We start from the raw sequence: 14642 nt of genomic DNA on the forward strand, positions 1-14642 counted from the left end.
GCGAGAAGGCGGCCGGATGCGCGACCTCGTCCAGGAACTTGTAGCTCACTATGCGGACTTGCGCCGGCAGCTCACTCGCGACCTGAGGGACCCTCACTACGCGGCCGACATCGCGCAGTCGAGCTTCGAGCGGGTGTACGCACAGGCCACGAAGTCGCGCGGAGCCGCCCGCATCGATGCGGCGCCGGACGACATGAAGGACAACGGTGGCATCGAATCGCCTCGCGCCCTGCTCTTTCGCGTGGCGCGCAACCTGTGCGTCGATGACGCGCGGCGCCGCAAGGTGGCGCAGGATTGGGCCGGTTCGCATGCGAACGCCGGCATGCACCGGACAGTGCAGTCCAGCGAGTACGTCGTCGCCCAGCAGCGGGTGCTGACGCGGGTGGTCGAAACCATGGAGCAGCTGCCGCCGCGCCGCCGCGAGGTGTTCCTGCTCTTTCGCGCCTACGGCCACACGCGCGCCGAGATCGCGCAGCGGCTCAACATCACCGAGATGGCCGTGGCCAAGCACCTGTTGCGCGCCACCATCGACTGCTCGCGCGTGTTCGCAGAGCTGCGCTCCGAGCTGATCGAGCCGCAGGTCTTGATGAACCGCCCCGGCTTCGACGCCGCATTGGCCGAAGACTTCTCGTGAACGGCATCGTTGCGGCGGGCGCTCCGCGCGAACGGCTGATCGAGCGCGCGCTGGCGCTGATCGTGGAAGGCGAAATGGCGCCCGGCGAGGCCGCCGGCAGCGCGCGCCTGGCACTCCACCAATGGCGCGGCAAATCGGCGGAGCATGCCGCGGCCGTCCAGGAAGCGCGCCAGCGCTGGGACGCACTCGGCGGCATGGCGAACGGCCTGCGCGCGCATTTCGAAGAGCCCGGCGGCACGTTGATGGCCCATGCGGCCGCCGCGGTGAAGTCACCGCACCGCCAGCAACGCCGCAAGATGCTGCTCTCGGTGGCGGCCCTGCTGGGCACCGGCCTTGTCGCGGGGCGCGGCGTGCAGTGGTACTGGCAGCAGCCGGTGTCCCACGCCGCCTACCGGACAGCCACTGCGCAGATGCTGAAGGTGACGCTCGCGGACGGCATCCGGGGCAACCGCGGCATGTCGGGCAGCCGGCTCGACCTCGCCCCGCAGAGCTCCATCGAGGTCACCCTGTATCGCAACCGCCGCCTCGTCGACATGGCTCGCGGCGAGGTGCGCTTCGAGGTCGCACCCGACAAGGACCGCCCACTGCACGTGCAAACGCGCGCCGCCGTCATCGAGGTGGTCGGCACCGCGTTCACCGTGCGCGACCGCGGCGGGCCGATCACCGTGGGCGTGGAGCACGGCCACGTGCGCGTGGGTGTGGCGCCGCGCCCCGGGTTCGCCGGGACCGAAGGCGCGACGATCGACCTGTATGCGGGCGATCGCGTCGAGATCGCCGACGGCCAGGCCGGCCGCGTGCAGCAGGCCGACACGGCCGCGCTGTCCGCATGGCGCGATGGCTGGCTGGTGTTCGAGAACACGCCGCTGGGCGATGCCCTGGCCGCGGTCAACAGCTACCGCACGCGGCCCATCGTCAGCGACAGCCCGCGCATCGACGCGATGCGGCTGTCCGGCCGCTTCCGCGTCAACGACTCCGAAGGGCTGATGGCCGCGCTGCCGACGATCCTGCCGCTCACGGTCGCGCCGCGCCCCGACGGGAGCGTGGCGCTGCTGGCGCGCTGACGACAACGCAACGTTCAACGGCCCACGCCTCGGGCACCGCTGCGCGCTTTGCCCACGGGAGTTCATGCAGCAAGGCTCTCCAGGTGGGCGCGGGGCCGATCGTCCGCGATGCGGCCCGCGTGCATGGTGATCACGCGGTCGGCCAGGTGGAAGTAGCGATCGTCGTGCGAGATCACGACCAGCAGGTGCCCCTTGGCGCGCAGCTCGGGCAGCAGCTCGGTATAGAACAGGTGGCGGAAGGTCGGGTCCTGGTCGGCGGCCCATTCGTCGAACACCAGCGCCGGCCGCCCTTCCAGGTAGGCGTGCACCAGCGCGAGCCGCTTGCGCTGGCCGGTCGACAGGTCGGTGGTGGTGAAGGCGCCGTCCTTCAGGCTCACCTTGTGGGCGATCTCCAGACGCTCCAGGTAGGGCAACGCGCGCTGCGGCAGCACCTGCATGCTGGCTTCGCCGTGCGCTTCGCCCTCGCCAGCGGCCAGGTCCTCGAACAGGTAGAAGTCGGAGAACACGGTGGTGAAGAGCTGGCGATAGTCGTCGCGGCGCTCGGCATCCACCGTGGCCCCGTCGATCGCCACGTGGCCCTCGTGCGGCGCGTACAGGCCCAGCAGCAGCTTGATGAGCGTGGTCTTGCCGGAGCCGTTGTCGCCCACGACGAACACCATCTCGCCGCGGCGAAGCCGCAGGTCGATCGGCCCCAGCGCGAAGGCCTCGCCGCCCTCGGGCGCATCGAACGCGTAGCGCACGCCGCGCAGCGCGATCTCGTGTTCGAATTTCAGCTCGCTGCCGGCGCGGCCGACGTGCAGGTGCGGCTCCGGCGTGGCAAAGCGCGCCGACAGGTCGGCGATGCGCCGGAACGCGACCCGCGCACGCCCCACGGCAGGCAGCGCGCCCGCGATCTGGTCCATCGGCCCCTTGAGGAACAGCAGCACCAGCACGAAGCCGCTGAGCACCGCGGGCTCGGTCGGCCGGAACGAGGCCCAGCCCAGAATGAGCGCGATCAGCAGGAAGAACAGGCCCGAGCCGAATGCGGTGGCCATGACGAAGGTGTTGATCGCACGCCCGTTGACCGCGCGGATGTTGTCGACGATGCGCTCGATCTGCCCGCCGAACATGCGCTGGCGGCGCGCGCGGTGCATGCGCAGTTCCTTGGCACCCTCGCTGATCGCGCGGTAGGCCTTGTGCAGCTGGTCTTCGTGCTCGCGCGCCTTCCAGAAGCCGTTCACGCCGCGGATCTGCGCCATGGCCTGCACCATCGCGCCGATCGCCAGCGCCACCACCAGCACGCCGAACAGCGGCAGCGACAGGTAGGCCAGGTAGGCCAGGCAGCCGAGCGCCGTGACGCAGGCGATCAGCGTCGCGGCTAGCGCGAACGCCACGTCGCTGACCATATCCACGTCCTGCGACAGCACCGGCATCAGCCGGTGGGTGCGGTAGCGCTCCAGGGCATCGATGGGCGCCGAGAGAATCTTCTGCGCCAGGCTCTTGCGGACCAGCGCGACCACCCGCTGGCCGACGAAGTTGGTCGAGACATCGGACACCATGCGCCCGAACAGCGCCGCCGCGCACAGCCCGATGAAGGTCAGCAGCAGGCCGCCCGAGAGGCCGCCCGGCCGGTTGAGCACCTGGTTGATGGTGCCCAGCAGCGCGACCGTGGCCGCGCCCGCGCCGATGCCCATGACCGCCGACAACAGCATCCACGGCAGGAACGGCTTGAGCAGGCGTGCGAACTCGCCGTCGGGACCGGGGGCTGTTGTCATGCAGGAACTCTTTCCGCCCTGGGGCGACTGGGGCCCGGCGGCGCGGACAAGCCTTGCCACCGGACGCGAAACGGAATGGCGGCCCGCCGCGCCGGCAGGGCTGCGGACGGCAGCGGGCTGCCTGTACTCCACTTGACGGACGGTCCGCGCAAATGTTCACGCAGCAGTTCGAACACGGTACGCATGAACACCTGCGCCGCCCAACCGTCCTAGCTTCATGCGCCCTGCAAATCGCCGCACCGCCGGTGCCCCCTCCTGCCCGACGGCCCCATGATCGCCCTGCTGGAGCCCTTGTTCCAGGGCGACCTGGCACCGCACGGCGAGGCATTGCAGTGCGCGCCGCAGCCGCCCGCGGGCGCGCTGCACGTCGCCGCGCTGGTGCGCTCGCCCGAGCTGCTGGGCCGCGTGCTGCGCCTGCACGCTTCGCACCTCGGGGTCGAAGGCGAGGACCTGCGCGCCGTGGCGTCGGCCTGGAGCCTGGACTACCTCGGCATGCTGCTGCCACCGGTCGCGGCCGCCGCCAGCGTGCTGCAGCATGGCTTTCCCGTGGCCGCGGAGCAGGTGTGGGTGCGCCTCGGCCCGCACGCCCGGCCGCAGAGCTTCCACATCCGCGAGCTGGGCCGGCCGCAGCGCGACGCGACCACCGAGGAACGCTATTCGGCGCTGCTGCGGCAGCACCTGGAGCCTCTGTTCTCGGCGCTGTGCCGCCTGACAGGCATTCCGCCCAAGATCCTGTGGGGCAACGCGGCACGCAACCTCGAGCCGGTGCTCGAGCAGGCGCTTGCGCTGACCGGCGGATCGCCGCCGATCGCCCGCGACAGGCAACGGCTGCTGCACGACTCCGCCTGGCCAGCACGGACCAATCCCCTGCCCGGCCCGCAGCGCGAGGTCCGCGTGCACCTCGAAGGCCGCGACCGGACGGTGAAGCTGCACCGCCAGTGCTGCCTTTTCCACCTGCTGCCCCGCGAAGGCCATTGCGGCGCCTGCCCTCTTTCGCCGGCGCACCGCTGACATCACCACATTCCCCACTTCTTCCACCCACCACCGAGCGCATCACCATGTCCAAGGCAAGACTCGTCTACATCATGTCCCTGAGGAATGCGGCGGCCGACCAGGCCGGCCAGTACATCGACTACAAGGGCGGGCAGCGCTACATGAAGTCCCCGCTGGAGTACCTGGCCGGGGCGCTCGACCGCACGCCGCTGGGCGATGCCTACTCGCTGGAGGCCGTGCTGTTCGACGACGACGAGGGTTCGCCGCGCGACCGCCAGGCGCTGCGGGACTACGGCTTCGGCTTCGATCCGGCCCGCCGCTGGATCTGCCCGGGCGAGCTGCAGGTGCAGAGCCGCCGCATCAACGACATGTTCCACAGCGTGCCCTCGACCTACCGGCGGCTGCCGCTGCACGCGGCCGCCGAACGCGCCGCCGGCAAGAAAGAATTCGAGCAGCGCCTGCTCGAGCGGCTCCACGCGCTGGAGGCCGACCTCGTGGTGCTCGATGGTTTGCTCGTGATCCTCGACCGGCTTGCCCGGCCGGAAAGCCCGTTCTTCCGCAGGATCGTGAACATCCACCCGGGCATCACGCGGCTGGAGTCGCCCTTCGAGCGCCGCGGCGCCTGGGCCACGCTCGACGCGCTATACGGCGCCCGCGGCCAGCGGGTGATCGACTGGCGCACGCGCGAGACGGTCGCGGTCGAGCCGGTGCGCAAGACCGGCGCCTCCTTCCACTACGTGGACACCGGCATCGACTCGGGCGAAGTCATCTTCGACGTGCTGGGCACCGACATCGACCCCGAGGACACCATCCTCGAGCTGCGCTGGAACAACTTCAACCACAGCCTCTTTCCCGCGCTCCACCAGGGCCTGGCCCTGATGGCCGAGACGGTGGACGCATGAACATCACGAGCCCCCGGCCGCCTTCTTTCACACCGCTCTCCACCACAGGAGTTGATTCCAATGCCATACGTCCATGATCTGGTCGGGATCGGGTTCGGCCCGTCCAACATCGCCCTGGCCATCGCACTCGAGGAAAAGCGCCACGCCGGCCGGCCGCTCGATGCGCTGTTCATCGAGAAGCAGCTGAGCTTCGCCTGGCATCCGCACATGCTGCTGGATCAGGCGCACATGCAGATTTCCTTCATGAAGGACCTGGCGACGCTGCGCAACCCGACCAGCCGCTTCACCTTCATCAACTACCTGCACGAGAAAGGCCGGCTGACCGACTTCGTCAACCTGAAGAGCTTCTTCCCCAGCCGCCACGAGTTCAACGACTACCTCTCGTGGGCCGCCGAGCAGTTCGAGGACGCCTGCGCCTATGGCGAGGAAGTGTTCGAGGTGCTGCCCGAGGAAAAGGGCGGCGAGGTGGCGCTGCTGCGCGTGCGCTCGCGCAACCACGCGGGCAAGCTGGTCGAGCGGCTCGCGCGCGACCTCGTGGTCGGCATCGGCGGCGCGGCGAACATCCCCGACGGCTTCCGCTCGCTGCGCAGCGACCCGCGCGTCTTCCATTCGAGCAGCTACCTGCAGGACATTGCGCAGCTGCCGGACGCGCGCCGCATCGCCGTGGTGGGCGCGGGGCAGAGCGCGGCAGAGATCTTCATGGACCTGCAGGGCCGCCCCGGCGCGCCGCAGGTCGACCTCATCACGCGTGCCCGCTCGATCCGCCCGGCCGACGACAGCCCGTTCGTGAACGAGATATTCAACGCCGAGTTCACCGACTACACCTTCAGCCGCTCCGAGGAAGAGCGCGCCGCGCTGCTCGACGAGTTCTGGCATACCAACTACGCGGTGGCCGACCTGGAGCTGATCCAGCAGATCTACAAGGCCTTCTACCAGCAGCGCGTGACCGGCGGCAACCGCCTGCGCTTGCTGCGCCGGCACGACATCCGCAATGCCACGGCCGACGGCCGGGGCGTGCACCTCGCGCTGTGGGACCAGAACGCCCTGCGCGAGCACACCGTGCGCTACGACGCCGTGGTGCTCGCCACCGGCTACGTGCGGGAGCACCACAAGGCGCTGCTCGCGCCGCTGGCGAGCTACCTCGGCGACTACACGGTCGACCGCCACTACCGCGTGCAGGCCACGCCCGGCTTCCATCCGGCCATCTACCTGCAGGGCGCCTGCGAGGACTCGCACGGCCTGAGCGACACGCTGCTGTCGGTCACCTCGGTGCGGACTGGCGAAATCGGCAGTGCCCTGCTGGCCGTGCCGGCCGGCGCGCCGCTGCACCTGAGGCCGGAGCCCGAGGCGGTCCAGACCTGAATCCGGGGTCGCCGCACCACGCGGCGAAAAAAATCGCGGCAGGGTGTCTCTGTTCGATGAGTTCAAACGTCTTACTCATAGATGCGCCAGAGACCGGAAGTTGGGCCGGCCTCCGCACCTGCATGTGAATGCGTCGTAATTCAAAAAACTGGAGTTGTTCTTCTATGCGTCCCCTGCCTCGTCAACATCTGCTGAACGCCGCGCTTGCCGCGGCGTTCGGTTCCGTTCTCACCATCTGGGCCCCGCTGAGTTCGGCGCAGGCTTCCGGCCAGGCCGTAGCGCAGGCGTTCGAGGTGAAGGTGCCGTCGCAGGCGCTCGGCGCGGCGCTCAACGAGTTCTCGCGCCAGACCGGCGTGCAGGTGTTCGCCGCCGGCGAAGTGGTCGCGGGCACGAGTTCGCGCGCCGTGGAAGGCAAGCTCACGGTGGACCAGGCCCTGCGCCAGATGCTCGCGGGCACTTCGCTGGAAGCCACGCGCACCGCCAGCGGCGGCCTCGCGATCCGCCGCGCCGCCGACACCGCCAGTTCGCAGGGCACCCTGCCCGCGGTGCAGGTGGTGGCCAACGCCGAGGAATCGCCTGCTGGCCCGGTCACCGGCTATGTGGCCCGCCGCAGCAGCACGGCCACCAAGACCGACACGCCGCTCATCGAGGTGCCGCAGTCGATCTCCGTCATCGGCCGCGAGGAAATGGACGCGCGCGGCGTACAGGACGTCATGGAGGCCATCCGTTACACGCCGGGCGTCACGACAAACACGTACGGCCCCGACAACCGCGGCTGGGAATACATCCTGCTGCGAGGCTTCAGCACCGCCTCCAACGGCATCTACAGGGACGGGCTCGGCCAGCCGGCATTCGGCCCCACCTACTACCTGACCGAGCCCTACGCGCTCGAGCGCGTGGAGGTATTGCGCGGCCCCGCATCGATGGTGTTCGGCCAGGGAGACGCCGGCGGCATCGTCAACCGCGTGAGCAAGCAGCCGACCGGCGAGCGGATCCGCGAAATCGAACTGCAGTACGGCAGCTACCAGCGCAAGCAGTTGGCGTTCGACCTTGGCGACAGGATCGGCAACACCGACCTGAGCTATCGCGTGGTCGGCGTGGGCCTCGACAGCAACGACCAGGACAAGTACCCCGACGGCCGCAAGCTGAACCGCACACGCAGCTACATTGCGCCGTCCGTGCGCTGGCAACCCAATGCGACGACCTCGCTGACCGTCTTCGGGGAGTTCCTCAAGAACAACACGGCCGAAGATCCGTACTACCTCACCCAGGACTACGTTCTCTACCCCGTGAAGATTGGCGACTACAGTTTCGGCCGGCTCAAGCAGTCGCAGAGCGCCATCGGCTACCGTTTCGAAACAGCCCTGAACGACACCTGGACGCTGCGCCAGAACTTCCGCTACAGCCAGATCGCCCTGGACAGGCGAGCAGTCTGGGCCGGCTCGCTCGGCAATGACGGACACACGCTCTCCCGCGTTGCCAGGACCTGGAACGACCCCGTGAACCTGGCCACGCTGGACACCAGCGTACAGGGCAAGCTGCAGTACGGCTCCGTCCAGCACACGGTGCTGCTGGGTGTCGACTACAGCGACCAGAAGGGCAAGCAGCGGCGCTTCCGCGGGGCGGCACCGGCTCTCGACATATGGGCGCCCGTCTACGGCCAGGCCGTGGCGATGCCCACCATCCCGCTGACCGACGTGGCCCAATCGACGCGCCAGACCGGCTTCTACGCCCAGGACCAGATCAAGTTCGGCGACAACTGGGTCGTCACGCTCGGGGGCCGCCACGACGAAGTGCGCCAGCTCACCGACAACTACCTGGCCGGGAGCCATACCCGGCGATCCGACAGTGCGTTCACTGGCCGGGCAGGCATCAGCTACCTGCTGGGCAACGGCTGGGCTCCCTACATGAGCTACACCACGTCCTTCCTCCCCAACAGCGGTGTCGACGCGAACAACCAACCCTTCAAGCCCAGCAGCGGCAAGCAGATCGAGGTCGGCGTCAAGTTCCAGCCCGCGGGCTCGCGCACCTCGTATACCGCCGCAGTCTTCGACCTGCGCAAGACCAACGTGGTCACCTACGACCCGACGACCTCCGAGGGGCGCCAGATCGGCAAGCAGCGATCCCGCGGCCTCGAGCTGGAAGCCAAGGGCGAGCTCGCACCGGGCCTGAACATCTCTGCTGCCTACACCTGGCTGGACATGAAGGTGCTCAACAGCGCCGATCCGGACGAAATCGGCAAGATCCCGCCGCTCGTGCCCAAGCAGACCGCCTCGGTGTGGCTCGACTACACCATGGGCAACGGCCTGGGATTCGGTGGTGGCGTGCGCTACATCGGCCAACGCCAGAACGACGAGCACAACACCACGTACGAACGCGGCGTGACGCTCCTCGACGCGGCCGCGCACTACGAGCGGGGCCCGTGGCGCTTCGCGCTCAACATCTCCAATCTGGCGAACAAGAAGTACAACTCGATCTGCTACCACGGACAGTGCTACGAGGGCACCCTTCGCGCGGCGACCCTGACCGCCCGGTACAGGTTCTGATTCGATGCCTCTCCCCCGCGTAATGCGGGGGAGGCTCCGTCATCTCTCGCCCGCCATCATCGGCGCGCGTCTGCCGTCTCCCTGGCCTTCTGTGCATCGCACATGGCCGCATGCAGATGGTTCATCAGCGCAGCGTTGCGCACGATGCCCTGATGGTCGGCATTCACCTCCACCGAAACCTGCGCCTTGCCGCCGAACTGCGACAGGAGCGCGTTCTTCTGCGCGGCCGCCCGCCCCTTCTTCCACCAGAGATGCGGTGCCACTTTCACGCGCGGGAATGCGGCGATCTTTTGCGTGATCGCGTTCATGCGCCGGGTGGCGACGATCCCCTGGAAGATGTCGCCCGGCTTCATGCCCATGCCGGCCGCCGCCACGATTTCCTCGACGGCGTCGCGCACGGTCTCGTCCGAGCCTGAGCGGATCGGCTCGAAGCTGTCGAGCATCGCGTCGACGGCCTCGTGGCCCATGCTGCGGCTCGCGGTGTCCAGGACGAAATCCCGGAAGTCCTGGTACCAGCCGTGCGGATCGAAGCTCTCGTCCAGCAGAAAGCTGTCGACCATGCCGAGGAAGGCGACGTCCACGCCCTGCTGTTCCAGCAGGCTCGCGACATGCACCGCGATAACCGCCCCCAATGACCAGCCGACGATGCCGACCGCGCCTTGCGGCCGCGTCCTGCGGATGACGTCGACGTAGTACCGGGCCATCTGCTCGATGGAATCGAGTCCGGCGACGTCGTCCGCGTAGCTCAGGCCGTAGACGGCACGCGAGTCTTCCAGGTGGCGCGCCATCGGCCGGTAGTCGATCGGATGGCGCAGCGCGGGCGGCACGCAGAACAGCGGCATCGCATCCGCCGGGCCGGCATATGCATTCAGCAACTGGACAGGCTGCGGCGGCGCGCCCATGTCCAGCTGCGCGACCAGCCGGGCGATCGTCTGCTTCTCGAGCAGATCCTGCAGGGAGATCTGTACGCTCAGCACCCGGGACTTGTTGATCCTGGCCAGCAGCCTGAGCGCAACGAGTGAATCGCCGCCCAGCTCGAAGAAATTGTCGTGGCGCCCCACGCGCGGTACACCCAGCACCTGGGCCCAGATCGCTGCCAGTGCCGCTTCAAGCACGCCCTGCGCGCCCTCTTGCGGCTGCTCGTCGCACGTCGTCGGTGCATGGCCGAACTCCGGTGCCGGCAGGGCCTTGCGGTCCACCTTGCCGTTGGCGTTCAGCGGCAGTGTGTCGAGCACCACCAGCGCGGCGGGCACCATGTAGTCGGGCAGCTTCTGGCCGAGCTTCTGTCGAAGTTGCGCCGTGTCGATGCCGTGCCCCGAGACGTAGCCCACGAGCCGCGTGCCCGTCGGTCCCTCGTTCGCGATGACCACCGCCTCGCGTACCTCTGGCTGCGCCAGCAGTTGCGCCTCGATCTCCCCCAGTTCGATGCGGAAGCCCCGCACCTTCACCTGGTGGTCGATGCGGCCCAGGTACTCCAGCTGGCCTNTCAGCTTCTGGCCGAGCTTCTGTCGAAGTTGCGCCGTGTCGATGCCGTGCCCCGAGACGTAGCCCACGAGCCGCGTGCCCGTCGGTCCCTCGTTCGCGATGACCACCGCCTCGCGTACCTCCGGCTGCGCCAGCAGTTGCGCCTCGATCTCCCCCAGTTCGATGCGGAAGCCCCGCACCTTCACCTGGTGGTCGATGCGGCCCAGGTACTCCAGCTGGCCTTCGTGGTTCCACTTCACCAGGTCGCCCGTGCGGTACAGGCGNGGCTGCGCCAGCAGTGGCGCCTCGATCTCCCCAGTTCGATGCGGAAGCCCCGCACCTTCACCTGGTGGTCGATGCGGCCCAGGTACTCCAGCTGGCCTTCGTGGTTCCACTTCACCAGGTCGCCCGTGCGGTACAGGCGTTTTCCGTCTTCCGCCGCGATGAAGCGCTCGGCTGTCAGGCCGGCTCTGTTCAGGTAGCCGCGCGCCAGCCCCGCGCCCGAGACATGCAGCTCGCCGGCCACGCCGACCGGCACCGGATTGAGTTGCCCATCGAGCACGCGCAGTCCGAGGTCCGGAATGGCCAGCCCGACCGGACTGCGCTGCTGGCCCAGGTCTGCCGCGGTGATCCGCCGATAGGTCACATGCACCGTGGTCTCGGTGATGCCGTACATGTTGATCAGCTGCGGACTTTCATCGCCGTGGTGYTCGATCCACCCGCGCAGGCGCTGCGGGTCGAGTGCTTCGCCGCCGAAGATCACCACGCGCAAAGACAGAGGCTCTTGGTAGGCCTGCGGCAGGCTGATGCTCGATCCACCCGCGCAGGCGCTGCGGGTCGAGTGCTTCGCCGCCGAAGATCACCACGCGCAAAGACAGAGGCTCTTGGTAGGCCTGCGGCAGGCTGATCAGCTGGCCGAAGGCCGAAGGCGTCTGGTTGAGCACGGTCACCTTCTGCACTTGCAGCAGCTGTAGGAAGTCCTCGGGCGAGCGGCTGACCCAGAACGGCACGATGACCAGCTTGCCGCCGGTGCACAGCGCACCGAAGATCTCCCACACGGAGAAGTCGAAGGCGTAGGAGTGGAACATCGTCCACACGTCCTCGGGGCCGAAGCCGAACCATGCATCGGTGGCGTCGAGCAGGCGGCTCACGTTGCGGTGGCACAGCTGTGCGCCCTTGGGGCGGCCGGTGGAGCCCGAGGTGTAGATGATGTAGGCGAGATTCTCTCCGTGTAGATCAAGCTCAGGGTTGCTCTCCGACTCAGCGGACAGGTCGAGCGTGTCCAGCGTCAGGACTTCAAGTGCCTCGGTGCCCGGCACCTGCAGGTGGCTCTGCGTGAGCAGCAGCGCGATGCCGCTGTCGCCGACCATGTAGGCCAGACGCCGCCGGTGCACAGCGCACCGAAGATCTCCCACACGGAGAAGTCGAAGGCGTAGGAGTGGAACATCGTCCACACGTCCTCGGGGCCGAAGCCGAACCAGGCATCGGTGGCGTCGAGCAGGCGGCTCACGTTGCGGTGGCACAGCTGTGCGCCCTTGGGCCGGCCGGTGGAGCCGGAGGTGTAGATGATGTAGGCGAGGTTCTCTCCGTGTAGATCAAGCTCAGGGTTGCTCTCCGACTCAGCGGACAGGTCGAGCGTGTCCAGCGTCAGGACTTCAAGTGCCTCGGTGCCCGGCACCTGCAGGTGGCTCTGCGTGAGCAGCAGCGCGATGCCGCTGTCGCCGACCATGTAGGCCAGGCGGTCGGCCGGGTACTCCGGGTCCAGCGGCACATAGGCGCCACCGGCCTTCAGGATCGCGAGGATGCCCACCACCATCTCGATGGAGCGTTCCACTGCGATCCCCACCTTCGTCTCGGGCTTCACGCCCAACGCGATCAGCCGGTGTGCAAGGCGGTTGGCTTGTGCATTGAGTTCGCCGTAGCTCAGGGTCTGCTCGCCGAAACACAGGGCGGGTGCTTCGGCGCGCGCGCGCACCTGCCGTTCGATCAACCGGTGGATCGGCGTCGCATCCGGAAAGCTTTGCGTGTCCGAGCCCCAGGCCGCGAGCTGCGTGCGCTCGGCATCGCTCATCAGCGTCACCTCACCCGCGGCCTGTTCGGGGTGGTCTACCAATGCCTGCAGCACCGCGAGGTAGTGGCCCGTCATGCGCTCGATGGTCGAGGCATCGAACAGCTCCGCCGCATAGCTGAACGTCGCATGCAGCCGACCGTCGGGGCTCTCGTCGGTGACCAGCATCAGATCGAACTGCGCGGCCTGCGCTCCCAGGCCGTAGGGTTCCAGCGCAAGGCCCGGCAGCCCGTTCAATCCCGAGAAATCTCCACGCTGATGATTGAACAGCACCTGGAACAGCGGCTGGATGCCCGGCACACGCTCCGGCTGCAGCGCCTCGACCAGTTGCTCGAACGGCAGGTCCTGATGCATCTGCGCACCCAGCGCCGCTTCGTGCGCCTGCGCCAGCACCTGCAGCAAGCTGGTGCGGCTGTCCACCACCGCGCGCAGCACCTGCGTGTTGACGAAAAAACCGACGACGCCTTCGGTCTCCATGCGATGGCGATTCGCGATCGGCACGCCCACGCGAATGTCTTCCTGGCCGCTGTAGCGTCCCAGCAGCACCTGGAAGCCGGCCAGCAGCACCATGAACAGCGTGCCCTCCTGATACCGGGCCCGCTTCTGCAGGCCCTGAACCAGCGACGGGGGCACTTCGAACCGGTGGGTGGCCGCGCCGTACCGGCCGTCGGGCCTGCGGGCGTGGTCGAGCGGCAGTTGCAGCACCGGCTGCGTCCCGCCGAGCTGTGCCTTCCAGTAGGCGAGCTGGCGCTCCTGCTCGCCGGCCTCCAGCCAGTGCCGCTGCCACACCGCGTAGTCGGCATACTGGATCGGCATCGGCTGCAACACCACGGCTTCGTGCTGCACGCAGGCGCGGTACTGCGCCACGAACTCGTCCACGATGATCTGCAGCGACCCGCCGTCCGAGACGATGTGGTGCATCACCAGCACCAGCACGTGCGTTTCGGGCGCCAGGCGGATCAGCGCCACCCTCATCAGCGGTCCCTGCGTCAGGTCGAAGGGCGTGTTGCCGATGCGTTGTGCCGCTTCGCGGGCCATGGCCTCGCGAGCGCCGGCGTCCGCCGGGCTCAGGTCCAGCAGCGAGAAGTCGAGTTGGCCGTTTTCGCGGATCGCCTGCTCGGCGAGTCCGTCGGCATCGGCGCGAAACACCGTGCGCAAGGATTCGTGGCGCGCCACCAGTGCCTCGAAGCTGGTGCGCACCGCATCCACGTCCAGCGCCCCCGTGAGCTTGAGCGCATCGCTGATGTGATAGGCCGTGCTCTGCGGATCGAGCTGCCACAGGAACCACTGGCGCAACTGCGCATACGAGACATGGCAACGGTCCTGCGCCGCGTCTTCGCGCGGCAGGATGGGAAACTGGTCGAGCGTCAGGCCCTTGGAACGGATGCCCTCGTACACCACGCGGCGCTGCTCGGCCGGCAATCGGGAGAAGCGCTCGGCAATGCGGCGGGTTGCGGCGGTTTCCATCAAACGGTCTCCATGCTGTCGATCAGCGAATCGATTTCTGAAAGGGCCTGGACCACGGGGTTGTCCTCGAGGGCCTCGGCGATCCGGGCGGCCATGGCGGCCAGGGTCGGGTGCTGGAAGACGTCGCGGATGGTGAGTTCGCCTTGCATGGCGGCATGCACGCGCGCCACCAGCCGCGCGGAAAGCAGCGAGTGCCCGCCGAGCTCGAAGAAGTTGTCGTTGCGCCCCACGCGCGCCACGCCGAGCACATCGGCCCAGATGACGGCCAGCTTCTCTTCCACCTCGCCCGCGGCCGCCTCGTAGGCGCGCTCGCTCGTGAACTCCGGTGCCGGCAGGGCCTTGCGATCCACCTTGCCGTTTGTGTTCAGCGGCAGTGTGTCGAGCACCACCA

General features: G+C 68.3%; 10 protein-coding genes and 2 pseudogenes. 6 read left to right on the plus strand and 6 right to left on the minus strand.

Annotated features, from left to right (window positions below; all coding sequences use genetic code 11):
- Positions 1–16 precede the first annotated feature (16 nt).
- Both ASC92_RS24485 and ASC92_RS24490 read left to right on the plus strand, forming a co-directional pair.
- Positions 17–634: an RNA polymerase sigma factor gene (locus tag ASC92_RS24485; protein ID WP_056520926.1), complete on the plus strand. Its 618-nt coding sequence runs from the start codon at positions 17–19 to the stop codon at positions 632–634.
- Positions 631–1695 carry a FecR family protein gene (locus tag ASC92_RS24490; protein WP_056520928.1) on the plus strand — a complete coding sequence of 355 codons (1065 nt, stop codon included), beginning with the start codon at positions 631–633 and terminating at the stop codon, positions 1693–1695. The genes ASC92_RS24485 and ASC92_RS24490 overlap by 4 nt, the downstream gene beginning before the upstream one ends.
- Positions 1696–1757: 62 nt before the next feature.
- Here the strand turns inward: ASC92_RS24490 and ASC92_RS24495 are convergent, their stop codons facing one another.
- Positions 1758–3449: a cyclic peptide export ABC transporter gene (locus tag ASC92_RS24495; protein WP_056520930.1), complete on the minus strand. Its 1692-nt coding sequence runs from the start codon at positions 3447–3449 to the stop codon at positions 1758–1760.
- Positions 3450–3719: 270 nt separating this feature from the next.
- Between ASC92_RS24495 and fhuF the strand changes: the two genes are divergently transcribed.
- From fhuF to ASC92_RS24515, 4 genes are all read left to right on the plus strand, one after another.
- Positions 3720–4460 (plus strand): siderophore-iron reductase FhuF, encoded by a 741-nt coding sequence (fhuF, locus tag ASC92_RS24500; protein WP_056520932.1) that lies wholly within the window; start codon positions 3720–3722, stop codon positions 4458–4460.
- Positions 4461–4507: 47 nt separating this feature from the next.
- Positions 4508–5344, plus strand: a complete 837-nt coding sequence (locus ASC92_RS24505) for a formyltransferase family protein (protein ID WP_056520935.1) — start codon at positions 4508–4510, stop codon at positions 5342–5344.
- Positions 5345–5404: 60 nt separating this feature from the next.
- Positions 5405–6706 (plus strand): lysine N(6)-hydroxylase/L-ornithine N(5)-oxygenase family protein, encoded by a 1302-nt coding sequence (locus ASC92_RS24510; RefSeq protein ID WP_056520937.1) that lies wholly within the window; start codon positions 5405–5407, stop codon positions 6704–6706.
- A gap of 164 nt (positions 6707–6870) precedes the next feature.
- On the plus strand, positions 6871–9252 hold the full coding sequence (locus tag ASC92_RS24515; protein ID WP_056520938.1) for a TonB-dependent siderophore receptor: 2382 nt from the start codon (positions 6871–6873) through the stop codon (positions 9250–9252).
- 56 nt (positions 9253–9308) lie between these two features.
- Here ASC92_RS24515 and ASC92_RS24520 read toward each other — a convergent pair.
- From ASC92_RS24520 to ASC92_RS24540, 5 genes and pseudogenes are all read right to left on the minus strand, one after another.
- A partial coding sequence (locus tag ASC92_RS24520; RefSeq protein ID WP_235505984.1) for a thioesterase domain-containing protein occupies positions 9309–10737 on the minus strand: 1429 nt, incomplete at its 5' end.
- 1 nt (position 10738) lies between these two features.
- Positions 10739–11000 (minus strand): annotated as a pseudogene (locus tag ASC92_RS29460) (AMP-binding enzyme); the annotation flags it as partial.
- 1 nt (position 11001) lies between these two features.
- A pseudogene (locus tag ASC92_RS29665) lies at positions 11002–12062 on the minus strand (AMP-binding protein); the annotation flags it as partial.
- Positions 12005–14251 (minus strand): condensation domain-containing protein, encoded by a 2247-nt coding sequence (locus tag ASC92_RS24535; protein WP_056520948.1) that lies wholly within the window; start codon positions 14249–14251, stop codon positions 12005–12007. The pseudogene ASC92_RS29665 and the gene ASC92_RS24535, both read right to left, overlap by 58 nt.
- Positions 14251–14642 (minus strand): phosphopantetheine-binding protein (locus tag ASC92_RS24540; protein ID WP_235505986.1); only part of this gene is annotated, 392 nt, incomplete at its 5' end. The genes ASC92_RS24540 and ASC92_RS24535, both read right to left, overlap by 1 nt.

This window comes from Variovorax sp. Root411, from assembly GCF_001425205.1.
Taxonomy (GTDB): domain Bacteria; phylum Pseudomonadota; class Gammaproteobacteria; order Burkholderiales; family Burkholderiaceae_C; genus Variovorax.

Excerpts from the sequence above, each read along its gene's own strand:
- ASC92_RS24485 (WP_056520926.1), top strand. The coding sequence starts at position 17 with ATGCGCGACCTCGTCCAGGAACTTGTAGCTCACTATGCGGACTTGCGC.
- ASC92_RS24495 (WP_056520930.1), bottom strand. The coding sequence starts at position 3,449 with ATGACAACAGCCCCCGGTCCCGACGGCGAGTTCGCACGCCTGCTCAAG.
- fhuF (WP_056520932.1), top strand. The coding sequence starts at position 3,720 with ATGATCGCCCTGCTGGAGCCCTTGTTCCAGGGCGACCTGGCACCGCAC.
- ASC92_RS24505 (WP_056520935.1), top strand. The coding sequence starts at position 4,508 with ATGTCCAAGGCAAGACTCGTCTACATCATGTCCCTGAGGAATGCGGCG.
- ASC92_RS24510 (WP_056520937.1), top strand. The coding sequence starts at position 5,405 with ATGCCATACGTCCATGATCTGGTCGGGATCGGGTTCGGCCCGTCCAAC.
- ASC92_RS24515 (WP_056520938.1), top strand. The coding sequence starts at position 6,871 with ATGCGTCCCCTGCCTCGTCAACATCTGCTGAACGCCGCGCTTGCCGCG.
- ASC92_RS24535 (WP_056520948.1), bottom strand. The coding sequence starts at position 14,251 with ATGGAAACCGCCGCAACCCGCCGCATTGCCGAGCGCTTCTCCCGATTG.